This window comes from Rhizobium sp. J15 (genome assembly GCF_002531825.1).
Classification (GTDB): domain Bacteria; phylum Pseudomonadota; class Alphaproteobacteria; order Rhizobiales; family Rhizobiaceae; genus Rhizobium.
This window is the reverse complement of sequence record NZ_NWSX01000005.1, coordinates 141,384-159,023: the sequence shown is the minus strand read 5'-3', so window position 1 is coordinate 159,023 and position 17,640 is coordinate 141,384. Positions and strand designations below refer to the sequence as shown.

Genomic DNA, 17,640 nt, shown 5'->3' with positions numbered 1-17,640 from the left:
ACATCAGTGTCCGAACCAGGCGACCGGAGCGGTCACCAGCGCAGGGAAAAGGACGAGTAGAAGCAGAACGATCAGCTCGGCGATCATGAAGGGAATGACGCCCTTCATCAGATCCTCCATCGACAGCTTCGAAACGCCGCAAATGACGTTGAGCACCGTGCCGACCGGCGGCGTTATCAGCCCGATCGAATTGTTGATGATGAACAGCACGCCGAAATAGACCGGGTCGATCCCCGCCTGCTTGATGATCGGCATCAGCACCGGCGTCATCACCAGGATCGTCGGCGTCATGTCCATGGCGGTGCCGACGATGATGATCAGCAGCATGATGGCAAGCAGCAGCAGCGTCTGATTGTCCATCAGCGGCTCGACGAGGCCCGCAAGCTCGCCGGGCACATCGGCAACGGTGATCAGCCAGGCCGAGACGGCGGCACAGGCGACCAGGAACATCACCACCGAGGTGATCTTCGCGGCAGCGACGAAGACCTCGAACAGCCGCGACGGCGGCAGCTCGCGATAGACGACCATCGACACGAAGAGCGAATAGACCGCCGCGACGACGCCGGCCTCGGTCGGCGTGAACACGCCGAATTTCAGGCCGACGATGATGATGACGGGAAGCATCAGCGCCCAGATGCTTTCGACGAAGGCCTTCATCCGCACGGCGCCGCTCTGTTTCGGCGGCAGGGCGAATTGCTCCTTGCGCGCCACGATCAGCCAGGTGACGCAGAGAGCCGCCGCGATCAGCAGGCCGGGGACGATGCCGGCCAGGAACAGCTTGGTGATCGAAACTCCGCCGATGACGCCGTAGAGAATGAAGCCGATCGAGGGCGGGATGATCGGGCCGATGATCGAGGCCGAGGCGAGCAGGCCGCCGGCGCGGGCCGGATCATGACCCGATTTCAGCATCATCGGAAAAAGCAGGGCGCCAAGGGCGGCCGCATCGGCGACGGCCGATCCCGAAAGGCTGGACAATACGCAGGCCGCGAAGATCGCGACGAAGCCGAGACCGCCCCTGATATGGCCGACCATGGCCATGGCGAGATTGACGATGCGGCGCGAAAGACCGCCTGTGTTCATCACCTCGCCGGCGAGAAGGAAGAAGGGCACGGCCATCAGCGGAAAGCTGTCGGCGCCGTTCAGCACGTTCTGCGCGACGATCTGCGCATCGAACATGCCAAGATACATCATCAGCGCCACGCCGGTGATGATGAGGGCAAAGGCAATCGGCACGCCGAGCGCCATGGGGCCGAGAAGTGCGCCGAGGAAGATGGTGACGGTCATGGCGCGCTCCTCAGTGCTTCGGCTTCAGCACGGGAAAAGCCGTCTGGGCGGGATCTTCGAGTGCGGCCTGTTCCTCGCTGTCGCGCACGAGTGCGGCGGTCGTCACGTCGATGCGGCCGGTCGCGATTGCAAAGGCATCCCACAGAAGGATGAAAAAGGCCGGTACACCGAAGGCAAGGCCGGCGCCGTAGAAGACACCCATCGAAATGCCGGTTGCCGGAGCCGAAACATGCAGATTGATCAGCGTCTGGGCCCAGCTGCCGCTGATCATCAGCCATGTGGCTGCAAGCATCATGCCGTAACCGAGGAGGACAGCGAACTTGGCGACGGGCTTCGGCAGGCGCGTGATCAGGGAATCGACGCCGAGATGTGCGTGCTCGCGCATCGCGACGACGGCGCCGAGAAACGTCAGCCACACGAAAAAGATGCGCGAAAGCTCCTCCGAAGAAGTGATGCCCTGGTTGAAGGCGTAACGCAGCACGACATTGCCGAAAACCAGCACGACCATCGCTGCCAGCAGGAGCGCGATCGTCACCTTCAGCGCGAAGAAATAGAAATCGATGATACGGGTCATTCGCTCCTCCCAAGCGTGGCCTAGCCCCTACCGGCCGACCGTCGTCAGACCCGCCGGAGCGCGTCGTGACCGAGATATTGCCGTCGCGATCAATTCCTCCACTGTTCGCCTCTTCAAAATGTACTAACTAGTTCGTATGTCAAGTGGCATCTATTGAAACATCCGGTCAACGTGAATAAGACTGGCGAATACGGAAACAGAAACGCATGCTTCCAATGAAGCCGACGATCGAAATTCGAGATATAAAACAATAGATTGGAAAGCGCGGTAACGAGGCTCATGGCGGAACGGGGCGAAAACGGCCGGAAGAACGATCCACAGCAGACGAAGGAGGACATTCTCCTCGTCGCGACCGAAGAATTCTCGACCCATGGGCTCGCCGGCGCCCGCGTCGACTCGATCGCCGAGAAGACGCGCACCTCGAAGCGGATGATCTATTATTATTTCGGCAGCAAGGAGGGGCTCTATCTTGCCGTGCTGGAACAGTCCTACCGCAAGATCCGCTCGCTGGAATCCGATCTGCATCTGTCCAACCTCGAGCCGGAAGAGGCGCTGCGGACGCTGATCTCGACGACCTTCGACCATGACGAGGCCAATCCCGATTTCGTCCGGCTCGTCAGCATCGAGAACATTCATCATGCCGCGCACATGCTTCGCTCGGAGGCGATCCGCGATCTCAACGTCTCGGTCATCGAAACCATCGCCGGCATATTGGAGCGCGGCTTCGACCAGGGCGTCTTCCGGCGCAAGGCCGACCCGATCGACATCCATATGATGATCAGCGCCTTCTGCTTCTTTCGGGTGTCGAACCGCTACACCTTCGGCACGATCTTCCGGCGCAATCTCTCGGACGGAGAAACTATCGAACGCCACCGCGGAATGATCGCCGATGCCGTCGTCAGCTATCTGAAAAGCTGAAGGGGCAGGTCCTCGTCAACCGCGCGGGGATGACAAAGGTATCGCAATCTCGAATTCGGCGCCGGCACCTGTCGTCTGCCGAAGGTGGATCGTACCGCCATGGGAACTCAGCATGGCGTGGACGATGCCGAGGCCCATGCCGGTGCCGCCCTCTTCGCGGCGGGTCGAGAAGAACGGCTGAAAAATGCGGTCGCGGTTCGCTTGGGAAATACCGCTGCCGTCGTCACGCACGAGAATGAAGGCGCTTCGGGTATCGGCCGACACCGTGAATTCGAGCAGCGTGGCGCCATGCCGAAAGGCGTTGTCGGCAAGATTGGCGAAGACGATGACGGCCGCTTCCTGGGGAAGCGCGATCGATGTCTCCGCATCTCCCGCGCCTGAAATATCGAGCGCGGGAAACCGCTGGCGCAATGGGCTGATGATGCTCGCGACGCTGCTTCTGCCTTCGGCCATCGGCGTTTCCGCCTGTGCGAGTTCCCTCAGCCGCAGCAGCAAGGCGTCGAGCCGGACAGCGTCGGCAACGATGTTGTCCAGGAAGTGCAGGCGTTGCGCCTTCGTCATCGGCCTCTCGGCATCATCATCGCGCAAAAGCTCCGCCGCGCCGCGAATGGCCGTCAGCGGCGATTTCAATTCATGCGAGACATGCGCGGCAAAAGAGCGGACATATTCGGTGCGGTCGACCAGTTTTCCCGCGAGATCGAGGAAGCTCTGCGACAACACGGCAATCTCCCGCGTCCCATAACTTTCAAGCGGCCGGATCGCCGCCTTGCCGCCGCGGGCGATTTCCTCCGTCCGGGCGATCAGGGCGTCGATGGGACCGGTGATGGTGCGCGTCAGCACATAGGCGACGCCGAGCGTCAGGATCAGCACGACGACGAGGGCGACGATCTCCACCGGCTCCATCCGGTTCGCGCTCGCCTCGGTAGCGCGAAACCAGATGACGATCAGAACAGGCAGCGCCATCACGGTCAAAAGCACGGCATAGACGATCAGCGCCAGCGGCGGCCGCCATTTCGCCCTGATTTTCGGTGCCGGCATCAGGCCTTCCTCCCGATGTCACCGCCGAGCTTGAAGCCGATGCCGTGAACGGTGGCGATGACACCCGAGCCGCCGGCCGCTGCGAACTTCGCCCTTATGTTGCGGATATGGCTGTCGATCGTCCGATCCGAGACATAGGTGCCGGCGCCGTAGGCCGCTTCCATCAATTGTTCGCGGCTGAAGACCATGCCGGGACGCGACAGCAATGCGTCCAGGATTGCGAATTCGAGCGCCGTCGTTGCGATGGCGCTCTCGCCGAACATCACCGTCCTGCCATGGCGATCCAGGCTGATCTCGCCGGCGGCGAGGGTGGAATGGCTCCGGTCGGAGCCCGCTCCATTGCCGCTGCGCTTGAGGATCGCCTTCACCCGCGCGACGAGTTCGCGCGGGCTGAACGGCTTGGTCACATAGTCGTCCCCGCCGATTTCGAGGCCCAACACCCTGTCGATCTCCTCGTCGCGCGCCGAGAGAAACAGGATCGGCAATGCCGATGTCTTGCGGATCTGGCGGCAGACTTCCAGACCATCCATGCCGGGCATGCCGATATCGAGAATGATGAGGTCGATACTGCCGCGTCGGAAAGCCGCCATCGCCTCGGTACCGCTGCGGGCGGCCGTCGATGCCAGGTCGGCGCGCTCCAGGGCAAAGCAGATCACATCGCGAATGTGAGGTTCGTCATCGACGACGAGAATGCGGGGCGCCATCACCGGTCCTGTATCGGTTTGTCGTGCCTGTTGTCACCGTTCTCGTCCGATCTTGCAATGGCTGCGGGAGCCAGGAGATGGGCCTGCAGTCGCGCCGCGCGAAAATTCCAGCTGCGCCAGCCGCGCGGGCGCCACTCGAAATCCCTGACGAGATAAAACCGAATTGACAGCGCCTCATTCCGCTGGCCGACCATATGGTCCGGCAGCTTGGAAAGATAAAGGTCGAGCGCCGGAATGACGGAGGGACCGAGCAAGGAGAGATAAGCAAGGTCGAGCGGCGGGCCTTCCTGACTGATTTCGCGGCTGTGGGCGACATTGAAGCGGGCGATGAACGCCGAAAAATCGATGAAGGCGCTGATATAGAGCACCGCAATCAGGGAAACGAGGTTGGCGGCGATCAGCCACGTGTTGGACCGGTTGAGCAGAATGCGCAGCAGGATCAGAACAAGGCCGATGGCGACGAGGCCCATCCAGATGCCAGCGGCGACGCGCAGTTCCGTCAGCGAATAGACTTCGACATAAAGCCCGAGCCGCAGCATCGACGACAGGCAGAGAAGGACGTTCTGGCCGATCCAGGCGTGAACCAGGCCGCGGATAAGCGGACTATGATCGCCGGGGCCGCCGCGCCGCATGGCAACGAGGACGAAGCCGGCGGCAAGAAGTGCGGTCGCAATCAGCGGATAGGCGCCGCGATGCGCATATTCGGCATGGCTCATGTGAGCAGGCAAGTCCGCGCCGCCCCAGAGATAGACGAGATCGAGAAGCGTCTGCACCGCAAAGACCGCATTGAACAAAGCGAGTGACCGCAAGAGCGAGGCGTGGCCGAGCGGCGCATTCCTGGCGGGCACGATCATGAACGCGCGATCAGGCTGTGGCCGTACAGCACGCCGCTTCAGGCGCGGCCACAGCATCGCCCAGACCACGATGGCGATCATCATCCAGAAGCCGATCCGCCAAGGATCGAGGAGTTGCAGCAGAAGGCCGAAATCAATGCTTCGCAGTGCGATCTCGATAAGCGGGTTTGCGGTCGCAAAAAGAGACACGAAGACCGCGGCGAGGACGAGCGGCATGATCCAAAGGCCGATGCCTTGGCGGATGCCGGTGAAGGAGAACCGTCTGCCCGGTAACGCAAGATATTTCCTGATGCTCTCGGCAAGCCGCAGCGGAATGATGAGAGCGAAACGAACATAGATCAGGGGCAGGGCTGTGAACCGGCGAGGCATGAGCCGGGCGCTGACGAGGGCAACCGCCATCACGGCGCCGAGGCAAAGGGCAACGCCGATGAGCGAGGGCGCTTCCAGCAGCGGGGCTGAAGCCAGAGCCAGAAAGCCCAGCAGAAGAAATGCCTTTGAAGGCGATGGCGGCGTCCGGGCCGAGAACAGAATCCCGATGCAGACGGCCAAAGCAAAGAGGAAGAGATTTATCCCAGGCGCGTAGCCAAAGATCAGAAAGTCGGCAAGCGCCACCAGCGCAAGCAGCGCGGCGACCCGGATGCTGGCGCGCCTGATGGGCATTGGTGTTGTCAGGGTGTCGGTTGTGTCCATTGCTGCTCCTCTCGCAAATGCCGCTTTTCGGTCACGATGAGCCTATTTCCCGATGTCCCCTCGACAGAGAGCCTTTCGGTCAGCCACCACCCGTCCTTGCGGAGGCATTCCGGCACGGCCGGCGGCGTAATGAAGGGCGGGATGTCGTTCTTGCTCATGCCGGCAAGATGCCGCGCCGGATTGCAGATTTTGTGCAGAGAGTGAGGAGCAATTCAGGAAATCGCGCCGATCCGGGAGGTCACGAGGGTTCCCCAACTCGCAGCCGGTGTGACATTCACGAATCCCGCGAAGGGCGCTTCGCTCCGGCAGGCGAGGGGGCTGCGCTTTTTTCGGCAATCGGGGTCGAGGCAATCAGCCTGGCGAATGCTGCCTGTGATCGCACCCCCGTCTTGCCGAAGCATCGGCCGGTATGTGTTTTCACCGTGTTGGCGGAAATTCCAAGGGCCTTGGCGATTTCAGGCAGCGTCATTCCGCTGCCGATCAGCGCGGCCACCCGGGTCTCGGCTTCGGTCAGGCCGAAGATGCGCTGCAGCTGCTGCGCCTGCCGGCGGGCCTTCGCTTCCGGATCGACGATATGGATGAGCAGGCGCGCTCCGCTGTCGACCGCGTCCCATATGGACACCGCCGCCGGTGCAAGCGGCGTGATCATCATCAGATAAGGCGGCAAGCCCGACGGTCGGGAAATCGACAGCACTCCCTCGAAAGGTGTGTCTTCGCCATTGGCAATCAATAAAGCCTGGCGAATGGCGTTCGTCAGACGGATGGAGCTTTCGGAGATGTGGGCTGCAAGCGAAGGTCTCTCGGATCGGCTGAGGAAAATGCCGTCGGCCCGTTTGAACAGCGCTTCGGCCGCCGCATTCACGAGAAGAACCGCGCCTCGGCCGTCAAGCAGCATGGCGGCGTCGGCTATCGCGTCGATCAGCCGTTGCGGCAGTTCGGGAGCGCGGGCGATCCGGTTTACCTGAAAGGAAAGGTCGATTGCGCGCGTCATATGCGGGCTGAGCCGCTTCAGCCGAGCCGCCGCCTCGGCGACGTGCTCGTCCTGCCGCCTGGACAGGAAAAGCGCGACACCGCCAATGCCTCCGCGCTCGTGCAGGCTGGCATGCGGCAGGAAGAGCTGATTGAAAATGTCCTGAGGTTCGCAGATATCGGCATAAAAGGCGGAATGCCGGACAGCCTCGGCGTCGATCATCGTATTGCCGATTGCAATCTCGCCCGGCTTTACCTTCTCGAATGCACGGGCATAGGGATTGTCCGTGTAATGCTGGAGATAGAGCTTGTTCAAATCGTCCCGCATGCGGCCGGGGATCAGGAAGCTTCCGCGGCCATCGGCTGCCTGATAGACGATGTTCCCGCCGGTAGCGCCGACATAATCGGCGATCGAGCACAGCGTATCCGACCATAGTTCGGAGCGGACCGCAGCCTGATAGACGGCATCAATCACATCGACATGATCCATATCAGCGCTTCTCGTTTTCACGATGATGATTCCGCCAGTTGCGCGTCGATCGCCACATTTCGCTCGCTCCATAAATATCTAGGGGGAAGCAGGACGGCGAGCATCACCCGATCAGGTGATTCGCCTGCCGGTCTGGGGAGACCGGCAGGTCGAAATCGACGAAGGAAGCGTGACGTCTCGTCCGATCGGGCGAGTGAGGACATCTATCTGAATCGCGGCGCGCGCCTGGCATTGTGGAGCAGTTCGCAGGCCGTCGCGAATGGCCCGAAGAGCTTGAGCAACAGCGCTTGTTCCTCGGAATCTATCTGATGACGAGCGCAGAATTCGGTTACGGACCAGACTTTCGTCAGATCGTCCGTCTCGATTTGCTTGGGTTCGATGTGTTCGGTCAAGGGCGTGTCCTCCGAACATCGAGACTACGCCCACGCAGCTTTTATAAGAACTAGCTAAAAAGGGTTATATCCGCCGGGCATTGTGTCAGTGGCGGATATACGAAGACGCCCGCCGATTGCGCGGCGGGCGTTGTCTCTCAATGGTCTACTGCTACGGATCAAACGCCGACGCCGTCGGGATGAGCGTCCGTGCCGAGGATGTTGAGCGTCACCTTGGCAGTGTCCGTATGGCCTTCGCCGTCGGAGATCTTGTAGTAGCGCAGAACTTCCGTGTAGGTCACGCCTGCATCCAGATCGGCCGTCAGATCATAGGTGAAGGTGCCGTCGGCCTTGACGTGGAACGTGCCATAGGTGCCCTGAACGTCGGTAACGGCGTCATTGTGGGCGTCTACCTGCGTGCTCAGGAACTGACGCAGGAACATCTTGCCGTTGTCGCCGGCAATGTCGTTGTCGAGAACGTTGCCGCCGATCGGGCTGCCTTCGGTGAAGCTGTAGGTATCGTCGACGGCGATCGGCTTGACCTGGGTGACGCCCTGGATGTTCAGGGTGAACAGGCCGACGTCGGTGTGACCGCTGCCGTCGGAGATCTTGTAGGAGACCTTCTCCTGGTACGATTCGCCATTGGCGAAACCGATCTTGGCAGCGTCGCTCAGAACGTAGGTATAGCTGCCGTCCGGCTTGACGTAGAACGTGCCGTAGTCGCCCTGGATCTCGGTGATCTGGCTGTTGCCGCCCTTGGCGCCAACGGCAGCGCCGTCGAAGGCGCGCAGGAAGAGGTGGCCGTTATCGGAAGAGTCGTTGGAAAGCAGATTTCCGGAAATAACGTCAGTTTCTTGAAATGTTGCACTATCATCAGTTGCGTGTATCGGCGAAGCCATTGCTCTCTCCTTAGATTAATTATCGGCGGGTCATTTTGACCTTAGCGAGCGGCTCCTTTAACAACTTATTAATTGTACAAGTCAATGGGGTATTTAACGCAAGGTTAACATTCGCCTCAAACGTGTGTTATTGCCATTTTATCGACCAATACGTTCTCGACATCAGTCAAATTTGAAGAAATTGCGAATAATTTATGCGCGGTAAACTTGAAGGAACCTCCACGGTGACTATGCCGCCGCGGCGCTTTCATGGCGCCGCTCCATGCTGTCTGCACGCCATTGCAATCCTCGGCACCTGCACCTACCTTAGAACCAACCCGATCGGACCGAACGCTGAGGCAGTGCCCGCGTGTGAACAAACGTCCAAGGATCGGCGGCGCGTGCCGTTCCGGTGCGCAAGGGATGTTCCCAACAACCATCGATGATCCCGGCGACAGCCGGCAAGGATTTCTTTTGAACCATACCAATACCGCGACCGCGACTGCGGTCGTCAACCCGCGTGGGGGCGAACAGGCCACCCGCCAAACTTCCAGGATCTGGAAGCCGTCTCCATGCCTTCTCACCCGCCGCGAATTGCAGGCGCTCATCCTTGAGCAGCTCGGCTAAGGGCGATCAGCAACTAAACAAGGAGAACTCGAATGCAGGTACTCGTCAGAGACAACAACGTCGATCAGGCCCTGAGAGCCTTGAAGAAGAAAATGCAGCGCGAAGGCCTCTTCCGCGAGATGAAGGAACGGCGCGCCTACGAGAAGCCGTCGGAACGCCGCGTCCGGGAAAAAGCGCAGGCAATCAGCCGGCAGCGCAAGGCGGCACGCAAGAAGATGCAGCGCGAAGGCCTGCTTGTCGGGCGCAAGCGGACGGCCGCTCGCTAAAGCATGATGCCGAAAGTGTGAGCGGTTTTCGGGCGACGTCATGCTCTCACTCTTGAATGTAGAACAGGCTTCGGCCGTTACCTGAAAGGATAGACAATGGACGAATTGAATAGCCTCACCGTTTCGGAAGAACGCCTCGAGGATTGCCGTGACGTTGTTGAGCCGGATCTGCAGGACCTGATTCAACGCGCCTTGAAATCGGGCTTTTCCCGTGAGGAGATCCTCATCGCCGTCAGTGAACTGGTGGCCGAGGACTTCGCGATGGCCGTGGAAATCCCAAGCGTTCATTGAGGCGCGGACGCCGCAGCCGTGTCCAACAGCAAGCCCGATATGGGCGACAATGCCGAGGTCAAGCTTTGGCGCGGAGCGGCCCCGGCGGATTGTTCGAAGCCTTGACGAAATCGATGAAGGCGCGGAGCGGGGCGGGCACCAGGCGGCGGCCGGGATAGTAGAGGAACGGGCCGGAAAAGCGCTGCCACCATGGTTCGAGGATCGGCTCGAGCGCGCCGCTTTCGAGATGCGGGCGCAGCCAGTCCTCGAAGACGCAGATGATCCCGATGCCCGATATCGCCGCATCGACGGAAAGGTCGGTCGCCCCGCCGACCCTGACGATCAACGGTCCCGAAGGCTCGACCCGGACCACCTCGCCGTCCCGCTCGAATTCCCACGGCGTCGTCAGCGCGCCGCTGGCGAAGCGGCCCAGCAGGCAGGCATGGCCGAGCAGTTCGCTCGGATGCTGCGGCCGGCCGTGGCGGTCGAGATAATCAGGGGAGGCGGCGGTGGCGAACCGCTGCACGCGCGGTCCGATCGGCACTGCGATCATATCCTGCTCCAGCCGCTCGTCGTAGCGGATGCCGGCATCGCAGCCGGCGGCGAGCACATCGACGAAGCTCTCCTCGGTGACCACCTCCAGCCGGATATCAGGATAGGCGGCCAGGAACCGCGGAATGATGGCCGGCAGCACCAGCCGCGCCGCGCTGACCGGCACATTGAGACGCAGCGAACCGGCCGGCTTGTCGCGAAAACCATTGACGACGTCGAGGGCAGACTCCACCTCCGTCAGGGCAGGGCCGAGCCGTTCCAGCAAGCCTTTGCCCGCCTCGGTCGGAACGACGCTGCGCGTCGTGCGATTGAGCAGCCTGACCCCGAGCTCGGCCTCCAGGCGGCGCACCGCCTCGCTGAGGAAGGAGGCGCTGCTGCCGCTGACGCGCGCGCCCTCGCGAAAACCGCCGGCCCGTGCCACCGCGAGAAAGGCATTCAGATCTCCCAGATCGACCTTCACTGTTCGCCACTCCGCACAACCTGTATGGATTATGCCTCATTTTCATACGGCCGGACAACGCCTAACTTCGTGTCATCTCGCGAAAGGAGTTAGATCATGTCCATTATCGACCAATCCGGAACATTCCCTATCGGCGACCGCCGCGTCAGACGGCTCGGCTACGGCGCCATGCAGCTTGCAGGTCCCGGCGTGTTCGGTCCGCCTCGGGATCATGATGCGGCGCTGTCGGTGCTGCGCGAAGCCGTTGCATCAGGCGTCAACCACATCGACACCAGCGACTTCTACGGCCCGCATGTCACCAACCGGCTCATTCGTGAAGCGCTTCACCCTTATCGCGACGATCTCGTCATCGTCACCAAGATCGGCGCACGGCGCGGCGCGGATGGCTCGTGGATCCCGGCCTTCTCACCGGAGGAACTGACCCAGGCCGTGCACGACAACCTCCGCAATCTCGGCGTCGATGTGCTCGACGTCGTCAATCTCAGGATCGCCTTCGACCTGCATCGTCCTGCGGAAGGATCGATCGAAGCGCCCCTGACGGTGCTTGCCGATCTTCAGCGGCAGGGTCTCGTCCGTCACGTGGGTTTGAGCAACGCCACCGCGAGGCAGATCGCCGAAGGTCGGGGGATCACCGAGATCGTCTGCGTGCAGAACCAGTACAATCTGGCGCATCGGGCCAACGATGCCCTCATCGGTGATCTCGCGCGCGAAGGCACGGCCTATGTCCCGTTCTTTCCGCTCGGCGGATTCACGCCGCTGCAGTCGTCTACGCTCTCCGGCGTCGCTGCGCGCCTTGGAGCCACGCCCATGCAGGTGGCGCTTGCCTGGCTGCTGCGCCGCGCGCCGAATATCCTGCTGATCCCCGGCACTTCGTCCGTCGGTCATCTCAGGGAGAATCTCGCCGCCGCAGGGCTTACGCTGCCAGAGGATGCGATCCGCGAGCTGAACCATATGGCTGACGTAGAAGGCTGAGACCGCGTGGGCCCGCTGCCCCTCATCTTCACGTGGCGCAGCCGCGCCACGTGAAGAGTTGGTTTTCAGCTGTCATCGCTCGATAGGTCCATGCCTTCAATAGCGTTCCGGCACGTGCATTTCGGGCGGAACCGGCGCCCTGTTGTAATCGGCATGGCGGATACGGTCCGGCAGCTGGATTTCCGGCTTCGGAACATCCTCGTACGGAATCTGCTCGAGAAGATGGGCGATGCAGTTCAGCCGCGCCCTTTTCTTGTCCACCGCCTGCACCACCCACCAGGGCGCTTCCTTGGTGTGCGTGCGCGCCAGCATTTCTTCCTTGGCCTTGGTATATTCTTCCCAGTGGATACGGCTTTCCATATCCATCGGCGAAAGCTTCCATTGCTTCAGCGGATCGTGGATGCGCATCTTGAAGCGGAATTCCTGTTCCTCGTCGGTGATCGAAAACCAGTATTTGATCAGGACGATTCCGGAGCGCACGAGCATGCGTTCGAATTCCGGCACCGAGCGGAAGAATTCCTCGAGTTCGTCGGGCGTGCAGAACCCCATCACGCGCTCGACACCGGCGCGGTTGTACCAGCTGCGGTCGAAGAGCACGATCTCGCCAGCGGTTGGAAGATGCGGGACATAGCGCTGGAAATACCATTGATGGCGTTCGCGCTCGGTGGGCGCGGGCAGCGCGACCGTGCGGCAGACGCGCGGATTGAGCCTCTGGGTCACGCGCTTGATCGCGCCGCCCTTGCCGGCGGAATCCCGTCCTTCGAAAAGCACGACCACTTTCAATTGCTTGTGCTGGACCCAATCCTGAAGCCGCACCAGTTCGTGCTGCAGCCGAAAGAGTTCCCGGAAATAGCTCTTTCGCTCGAGCGTCTGCTCGGCCGGTTCCGACATTCCCTCGGCGACCAGATCGTCCAGCCGGTCCTCCTCCATCTGCATTTCCAGCTCCTCATCGAAGCTGTCGGCGATTTCGGCCTTTATCCGGCTGAGCTGGTCCTGATGTGTTTGCGACATGGGTTTTTCCTTCCTGCTTTTGTTGACAGGAGCATGTCAGTGCGAAGCTTATATGACAGCCACTGATCGAAGCTGAAACGGTTACCCCAGCCTGTCGTTCCAAGAGCCTCAGAGCTGCCCCGCCCGGTACTGATCGACGAGGTTGCGGCAGGCGCGGGTGGTCAGCGCCATGACGGTCAGCGTCGTGCCGGCGATGCCGCTGCCGGGAAAGGCGCTGGCGTCGGTGACGATCAGGTTCGGTGCATCCCAGAGCTGATTGTAGGGGTTGAGCACCGAAGCCTCCGGGCTTTCGCCCATGCGCGCACCGCCGGTTTCATGAATGGCCGCGCCCATGCACATGGTCTTGCGGAACCAAGTGCGGAACATGAAGCGGCTGAAGGCATCGGCCTCGGGGAAGGCGCCTCTGCCCATCTCCTTGAGGCCGGTGGGCGAGCCGATGAATTCGAGCTCGCCGCCGACCTCTTTCACCATGGCGATCAGCGTTTCCTCCTGCCGGCGCAAGAGCGCCTGCTCCTCCTGCTGCATGACGCATCGGATATGCGGCACGGGAATGTTCCAGGCGTCCTTGCGCCTGGTATCGAGCGTGATGCGGTTATCGGCATAGGGCAGCATGCGGCCGAAGCCGAAGAAGGCGAGACGCGCGTCGGTGTCGGCGGAGACCGGGGCGCGGCCGATGCTGCCCTGATAGTCAAAATCGCCGCGGGCGGCGTCGCCCTCGCCGAAGCGGGGAATGAAGATCCCGCCGGACGGATTGTAGAACGGGTCGGTCGGGGCGGATTCGTCGGACGCCCAGCCTTTCGCTTTCGAAAAGGAACCGAAGGCGAGGCAGGGAAGCTGGTCCATGAAATAGCGGCCGAGCGCGCCCGAACTGTTGCCGAGCCCATCGGGATGACGTGCCGAAGCAGAATTCAGGAGCAGCCGTACGCTCTCGATCGGCGAGGCCGAGAGGACCACCGTCGCGGCACGCGCCGTCGATACTTGCCCCGTATTGCGATCGATGAATTCCGCGCCGGTGGCGCGGCCGGTTTTTTCATCCGTGGTGATGCGGCGGACGACGGCGTCGTAGCGGACCGTCAGCCGGCCGGTGGCCTTTGCCTCCCTGAGCGGCCGCGGCATGCGGTCGGCATCGGGCGCGATGTAGCGCCAGGAGACGACGCGCCTTTCCGGCCAGCGACTTTCGACAGCCTGCTTGAAGGTCTGTTCGGCGGGCGTCAGGCTTGCCGGTTTGGCATAGATGCCGTCCGGCAGGGTCGGCACGTCGTCCTTGTTGCCGTAGAGCCCGAGATAGGTCTCCACCTCGTCGTAGAACGGCGCAAGCTCGTCATAGGAAACCGGCCAGTCCACACCCTTTCCCGTGCGCGACCGGATCTTGAAATCGTCGTCGGTCCAGCGCAGCAGCACGCGGCCGAAGCTGTGCAGACGCCCGCCGCCCTGGCGGCCGCGAATCCAGAGGAAGGGCTCGCCCCTCGGTGTCGTATAGGGGTTCTTGCGGTCGTTGACGAAGAAGTGGCTGAAGCGCTCGGTAAAAAATGCCGCCCGCGCCTGGATCGGCTGACCCTTGATGGTTGCGCGGGCTCGCTCCCAGATATTGATGCTGCTTGCCGGCGCTTTCTTGCGCGCAGGGTCGAAATCTTTCGGCCCGACGGCGGGGCCGGCTTCGAGAAGCAGCACCGACAGCCCCTGTGCCGTCAGTTCCTTGACCGCGAAGGAACCCGCCGCGCCGGAGCCGATCACCAGCGCATCATAGACGATCTCAGACATGTCTTTCCAAATCCTGTCCTGGGCAATTGCTCAAAACGGCGCGCAGCGCGCCGGCAATCGCGAGAAAACAAAGTGAAGCCGCGTCACAGCCGCGATCCGTCGGCGCCGAAGAGCGACGCCTTGGCGACATTGAGCCCGGGCGCCAGGGCATCGCCGGGCTGCAGGGTGACATCGCCCATCAGTCTCAGCGAGAGGCTTTGATCTGCCCAGTCGAACCAGACCACCGCATCCGAACCCATCGGCTCGACGACGGAAACGCGGCCGGGAATGGTGGGCAGGGCGCTTGCCGCCCCGTCGAACACGAGATGCTCCGGGCGAAAGCCGAGCGTTGCCGGTCCCTCAGCCGCAGCGACGCTGAAGGAATAGCCGGAGAGATCAACGGTAAGCCCCTTGCTCCGGAAGACCGCCGATCCGCCGCTGCGCTCGATCCGCCCCTCGATGAAATTCATCGCCGGCGCACCGATGAAGCCGGCGACGAAGAGATTGGCCGGGCGGCGGTAGATCTCGGCCGGCGAGGCGAGCTGCTGGATCACGCCCTCCCGCATGATGGCGATGCGGTCGGCAAGGGTCAAAGCCTCGACCTGATCGTGGGTCACGTAGATCATCGTGTTGCCGAGGTCCTGATGCAGCTTCTTGATCTCAACCCGCAATTCGTTGCGCAGTTTGGCGTCAAGGTTCGACAGCGGCTCGTCGAAGAGGAAGACATCGACTTCGCGCACCAGCGCCCGGCCGATGGCGACACGCTGGCGTTGGCCGCCGGAAAGCTCCGCGGGGCGCCTGTCGAGCAGCGCGTCGAGATGGAGGAGGGCGGCCGTGCGGGCGACGCGCGTCTCGATCTCGGCCTTCGGCAGGCCGGCAACGCGAAGCCCGAAGGAAAGATTCTTGCGCACCGACATGCGCGGGTAGAGCGCATAGGACTGGAAGACCATGCCGATGCCGCGGTCCTTGGGCTCCTCCCAGCTGACGTTCTTGCCCGATATCCAGACTTCGCCTGATGTGATGTCCTGCAGGCCGGCAATGGCGTTCAGAAGCGTGGACTTACCGCAGCCGGAAGGGCCGAGCAGCACCAGGAATTCGCGGGGCGCGATGTCGATCGACATTTTCTCGATCACCGTATGATCGCCATAGGCGATCTTCAGATCCTTGACGGAAACGGCTGATTGCATGGAAGCGTTACCCCTTGACGGCGCCGGCCGCGATGCCGCGCACGAACCAGCGGCCTGACAGGAAATAGATGGCGAGAGGAACGATGGCGGTCAGGATCGTCGCCGCCATGTTCACATTGTAGGTGCGCTCGCCCATCGTGGTGTTGACAATATTGTTGAGCTGCACGGTCATCGGCAGGTTGTCGCGGCCGGCGAAGACGAGGCCGAGCAGGAAGTCGTTCCAGATGCCGGTGAACTGCAGCATGGAGACCACGACCACCATCGGCACGGCGATCGGCAGCATGATCTCGAAGAAGATGCGCCAGAAGCCGGCGCCATCGACGCGCGCGGCCTTGCAGAGCTCCTCCGGCACGCTGATGAAATAGTTGCGGAAGAGCAGCGTCACCAGCGGCAGGCCGAAGATGACGTGGACGAGAATGATGCCGGCAAGCGAATTATAGAGACCGATATTGGCCATGGCCCGGACCATCGGATAGAGGAAGATCTGGTAGGGGATGAGGCCGCCGGCCATCAGCAGGCCGAAGAGCGCATTTGCCCCGCGCGGCCGCCAGAGCGACAGCGCATAGCCATTGACCGCACCGATGAAGACCGAGAGCGCGACGGCGGGAACGGTGATCGCCACCGAATTCCAGAAGCCGCTGCGGATGCCGACGCAGACAGTTCCCATGCAGGCGCCCGACCAGGCGGTCACCCAGGCGGAAAAGTCGAGCCTTGCCGGCAGAGCGAAGATCTGCCCGAGCCGGATCTCGTCCATCGATTTCAGCGAGGTGACGACCATGGTGTAGAGCGGAAGCAGGAAGAACAGCGCGGCAACGACGAGGAAGGCATAGAGGCCGATGCGCCCTGCCGTGATCCGCGCCGGCTTCGGCCCGTTCGGATGAGGCTTGATCATCACGCCGCTCCCTTTGTCCGGTTGCGCATGTGCATCGCATAACGGAACGGCGCGACTGCGATGATGACCCCGAGGACCAGCACGGTCGCGCCCGCCGTTGCGAGGCCGAGGTTCTGGCGGCCGAAGAGGTTGTCCATGATGAATTTCGCCGGCACCTCGGTCGCGTTGCCAGGGCCGCCATTGGTCATGGCGACGACGATGTCGTAGGTCTTGATGACGCCCATGGCGAGCAGCATGCCGGCCGCCGCCAGCGCCGGCCCAAGCTGCGGCAGGATGATCGAGACATAGATGCGCCAGACGGGGATGCCGTCGATGCGCGCCGCCTTCCATTGCTCGGCTTCGATGCCGCGTATGCCGGCGAGCGCGATGACCATGACCAGCCCCGCACCCTGCCATACGCCGGCGAGCACCAGCGCATAGATCGCCATGTCGCGATTGACGACCCAGTCGAGGACGAAGCTTTCCCATCCGAGCGAACGCACGCTCGCCTGGATGCCGAGCGTCGGATTGAGCATCCATTGCCAGATCAGCCCCGTCACCACGAAGGACATGGCGTAGGGATAGAGGAAGATCGTCCTGAAGGCGCTTTCGAAGCGGATCTTGCGGTCGAGCGCTGCGGCCAGCAGGAAGCCGAGCAGCAGGCAGCCCGCCACGTAGAGGACGCCGAAGATCAGGACGTTCTGCAGGGAGGCAAGCCATTTGGCGGAGGCGAAGAGCTTCGAATACTGCGCGAAGCCGACATAGGTCGAGGATGGAAAGAGCGTCGAATTGGTGAAGGACAGCCGGATCGACCAGGCCATGGTGCCGATGAAGACCACGATCGCGGCAAACCATGTCGGCAGCAGGGCGATGGTCGCGGAGAGATTGCGCTTGCGTTTGACGGACATCGGCCA

Annotated in this window: 19 protein-coding genes; 5 read left to right on the top strand and 14 right to left on the bottom strand. The window is 62.0% G+C overall.

Going from position 1 to position 17,640, the window contains the following annotated elements:
- Positions 1-3: 3 nt before the first annotated feature.
- Together CO670_RS06370 and CO670_RS06365 are read right to left on the bottom strand one after the other, a co-directional pair.
- A complete protein-coding gene (locus CO670_RS06370) occupies positions 4-1,284 on the bottom strand; it encodes a TRAP transporter large permease subunit (RefSeq protein WP_097589482.1) in 1,281 nt (426 codons plus the stop codon).
- Positions 1,285-1,294: 10 nt separating this feature from the next.
- Complete coding sequence (locus CO670_RS06365; RefSeq protein WP_097589481.1) at positions 1,295-1,858, bottom strand: TRAP transporter small permease; 564 nt, start codon at positions 1,856-1,858, stop codon at positions 1,295-1,297.
- A gap of 279 nt (positions 1,859-2,137) precedes the next feature.
- Between CO670_RS06365 and CO670_RS06360 the strand changes: the two genes are divergently transcribed.
- Positions 2,138-2,776 carry a TetR/AcrR family transcriptional regulator gene (locus CO670_RS06360; protein ID WP_088673964.1) on the top strand — a complete coding sequence of 213 codons (639 nt, stop codon included), beginning with the start codon at positions 2,138-2,140 and terminating at the stop codon, positions 2,774-2,776.
- A gap of 15 nt (positions 2,777-2,791) precedes the next feature.
- Here CO670_RS06360 and CO670_RS06355 read toward each other — a convergent pair whose 3' ends face one another.
- The 6 genes from CO670_RS06355 to CO670_RS06325 all read right to left on the bottom strand — a co-directional run bounded on the left by CO670_RS06355 (position 2,792) and on the right by CO670_RS06325 (position 8,791).
- Positions 2,792-3,814, bottom strand: a complete 1,023-nt coding sequence (locus CO670_RS06355; protein ID WP_097589480.1) for a HAMP domain-containing sensor histidine kinase — start codon at positions 3,812-3,814, stop codon at positions 2,792-2,794.
- On the bottom strand, positions 3,814-4,518 hold the full coding sequence (locus tag CO670_RS06350) for a response regulator transcription factor (RefSeq protein ID WP_097589479.1): 705 nt from the start codon (positions 4,516-4,518) through the stop codon (positions 3,814-3,816). The genes CO670_RS06355 and CO670_RS06350 overlap by 1 nt, the downstream gene beginning before the upstream one ends.
- Positions 4,518-6,062, bottom strand: coding sequence for a DUF4153 domain-containing protein (locus CO670_RS06345; RefSeq protein ID WP_097589478.1), 1,545 nt, complete (start codon positions 6,060-6,062; stop codon positions 4,518-4,520). The genes CO670_RS06350 and CO670_RS06345 overlap by 1 nt, the downstream gene beginning before the upstream one ends.
- A gap of 274 nt (positions 6,063-6,336) precedes the next feature.
- Positions 6,337-7,542 carry a helix-turn-helix transcriptional regulator gene (locus tag CO670_RS06335; protein ID WP_245425759.1) on the bottom strand — a complete coding sequence of 402 codons (1,206 nt, stop codon included), beginning with the start codon at positions 7,540-7,542 and terminating at the stop codon, positions 6,337-6,339.
- A gap of 182 nt (positions 7,543-7,724) precedes the next feature.
- Complete coding sequence (locus CO670_RS06330; protein WP_097589475.1) at positions 7,725-7,913, bottom strand: hypothetical protein; 189 nt, start codon at positions 7,911-7,913, stop codon at positions 7,725-7,727.
- A gap of 158 nt (positions 7,914-8,071) precedes the next feature.
- Complete coding sequence (locus CO670_RS06325; RefSeq protein WP_097589474.1) at positions 8,072-8,791, bottom strand: Ig-like domain-containing protein; 720 nt, start codon at positions 8,789-8,791, stop codon at positions 8,072-8,074.
- A 351-nt stretch (positions 8,792-9,142) separates the two neighbouring features.
- On the opposite strand from CO670_RS06325, the gene CO670_RS06320 reads away from it, so the two are divergent.
- From CO670_RS06320 to CO670_RS06310, 3 genes are all read left to right on the top strand, one after another.
- Positions 9,143-9,397, top strand: coding sequence for a hypothetical protein (locus CO670_RS06320; protein WP_141502238.1), 255 nt, complete (start codon positions 9,143-9,145; stop codon positions 9,395-9,397).
- A gap of 32 nt (positions 9,398-9,429) precedes the next feature.
- Positions 9,430-9,663 carry a 30S ribosomal protein S21 gene (gene rpsU / locus CO670_RS06315; RefSeq protein WP_011427834.1) on the top strand — a complete coding sequence of 78 codons (234 nt, stop codon included), beginning with the start codon at positions 9,430-9,432 and terminating at the stop codon, positions 9,661-9,663.
- 96 nt (positions 9,664-9,759) lie between these two features.
- Positions 9,760-9,954, top strand: coding sequence for a hypothetical protein (locus tag CO670_RS06310; protein WP_088690349.1), 195 nt, complete (start codon positions 9,760-9,762; stop codon positions 9,952-9,954).
- 58 nt (positions 9,955-10,012) lie between these two features.
- Here the strand turns inward: CO670_RS06310 and CO670_RS06305 are convergent, their stop codons facing one another.
- Positions 10,013-10,945 carry a LysR family transcriptional regulator gene (locus CO670_RS06305; protein ID WP_097589472.1) on the bottom strand — a complete coding sequence of 311 codons (933 nt, stop codon included), beginning with the start codon at positions 10,943-10,945 and terminating at the stop codon, positions 10,013-10,015.
- 96 nt (positions 10,946-11,041) lie between these two features.
- Between CO670_RS06305 and CO670_RS06300 the strand changes: the two genes are divergently transcribed.
- A complete protein-coding gene (locus CO670_RS06300; protein ID WP_097589471.1) occupies positions 11,042-11,917 on the top strand; it encodes an aldo/keto reductase family oxidoreductase in 876 nt (291 codons plus the stop codon).
- Between the two features lie 96 nt (positions 11,918-12,013).
- On the opposite strand, the gene ppk2 is transcribed toward CO670_RS06300, so the two are convergent.
- The 5 genes from ppk2 to CO670_RS06275 all read right to left on the bottom strand — a co-directional run bounded on the left by ppk2 (position 12,014) and on the right by CO670_RS06275 (position 17,634).
- Positions 12,014-12,928, bottom strand: coding sequence for a polyphosphate kinase 2 (gene ppk2 / locus CO670_RS06295; RefSeq protein WP_097589470.1), 915 nt, complete (start codon positions 12,926-12,928; stop codon positions 12,014-12,016).
- 108 nt (positions 12,929-13,036) lie between these two features.
- The gene (locus CO670_RS06290; protein WP_097589469.1) at positions 13,037-14,689 is read right to left on the bottom strand and encodes a GMC family oxidoreductase; all 1,653 of its coding nucleotides are present in this window, start codon (positions 14,687-14,689) and stop codon (positions 13,037-13,039) included.
- An 83-nt stretch (positions 14,690-14,772) separates the two neighbouring features.
- Positions 14,773-15,855, bottom strand: coding sequence for a sn-glycerol-3-phosphate ABC transporter ATP-binding protein UgpC (gene ugpC / locus CO670_RS06285; RefSeq protein ID WP_097589468.1), 1,083 nt, complete (start codon positions 15,853-15,855; stop codon positions 14,773-14,775).
- Between the two features lie 7 nt (positions 15,856-15,862).
- Positions 15,863-16,747 carry a carbohydrate ABC transporter permease gene (locus CO670_RS06280; RefSeq protein ID WP_097589467.1) on the bottom strand — a complete coding sequence of 295 codons (885 nt, stop codon included), beginning with the start codon at positions 16,745-16,747 and terminating at the stop codon, positions 15,863-15,865.
- Positions 16,747-17,634 carry a sugar ABC transporter permease gene (locus tag CO670_RS06275; RefSeq protein WP_097589466.1) on the bottom strand — a complete coding sequence of 296 codons (888 nt, stop codon included), beginning with the start codon at positions 17,632-17,634 and terminating at the stop codon, positions 16,747-16,749. Before CO670_RS06275 ends, CO670_RS06280 begins: the two co-directional genes overlap by 1 nt.
- Positions 17,635-17,640: the final 6 nt, after the last annotated feature.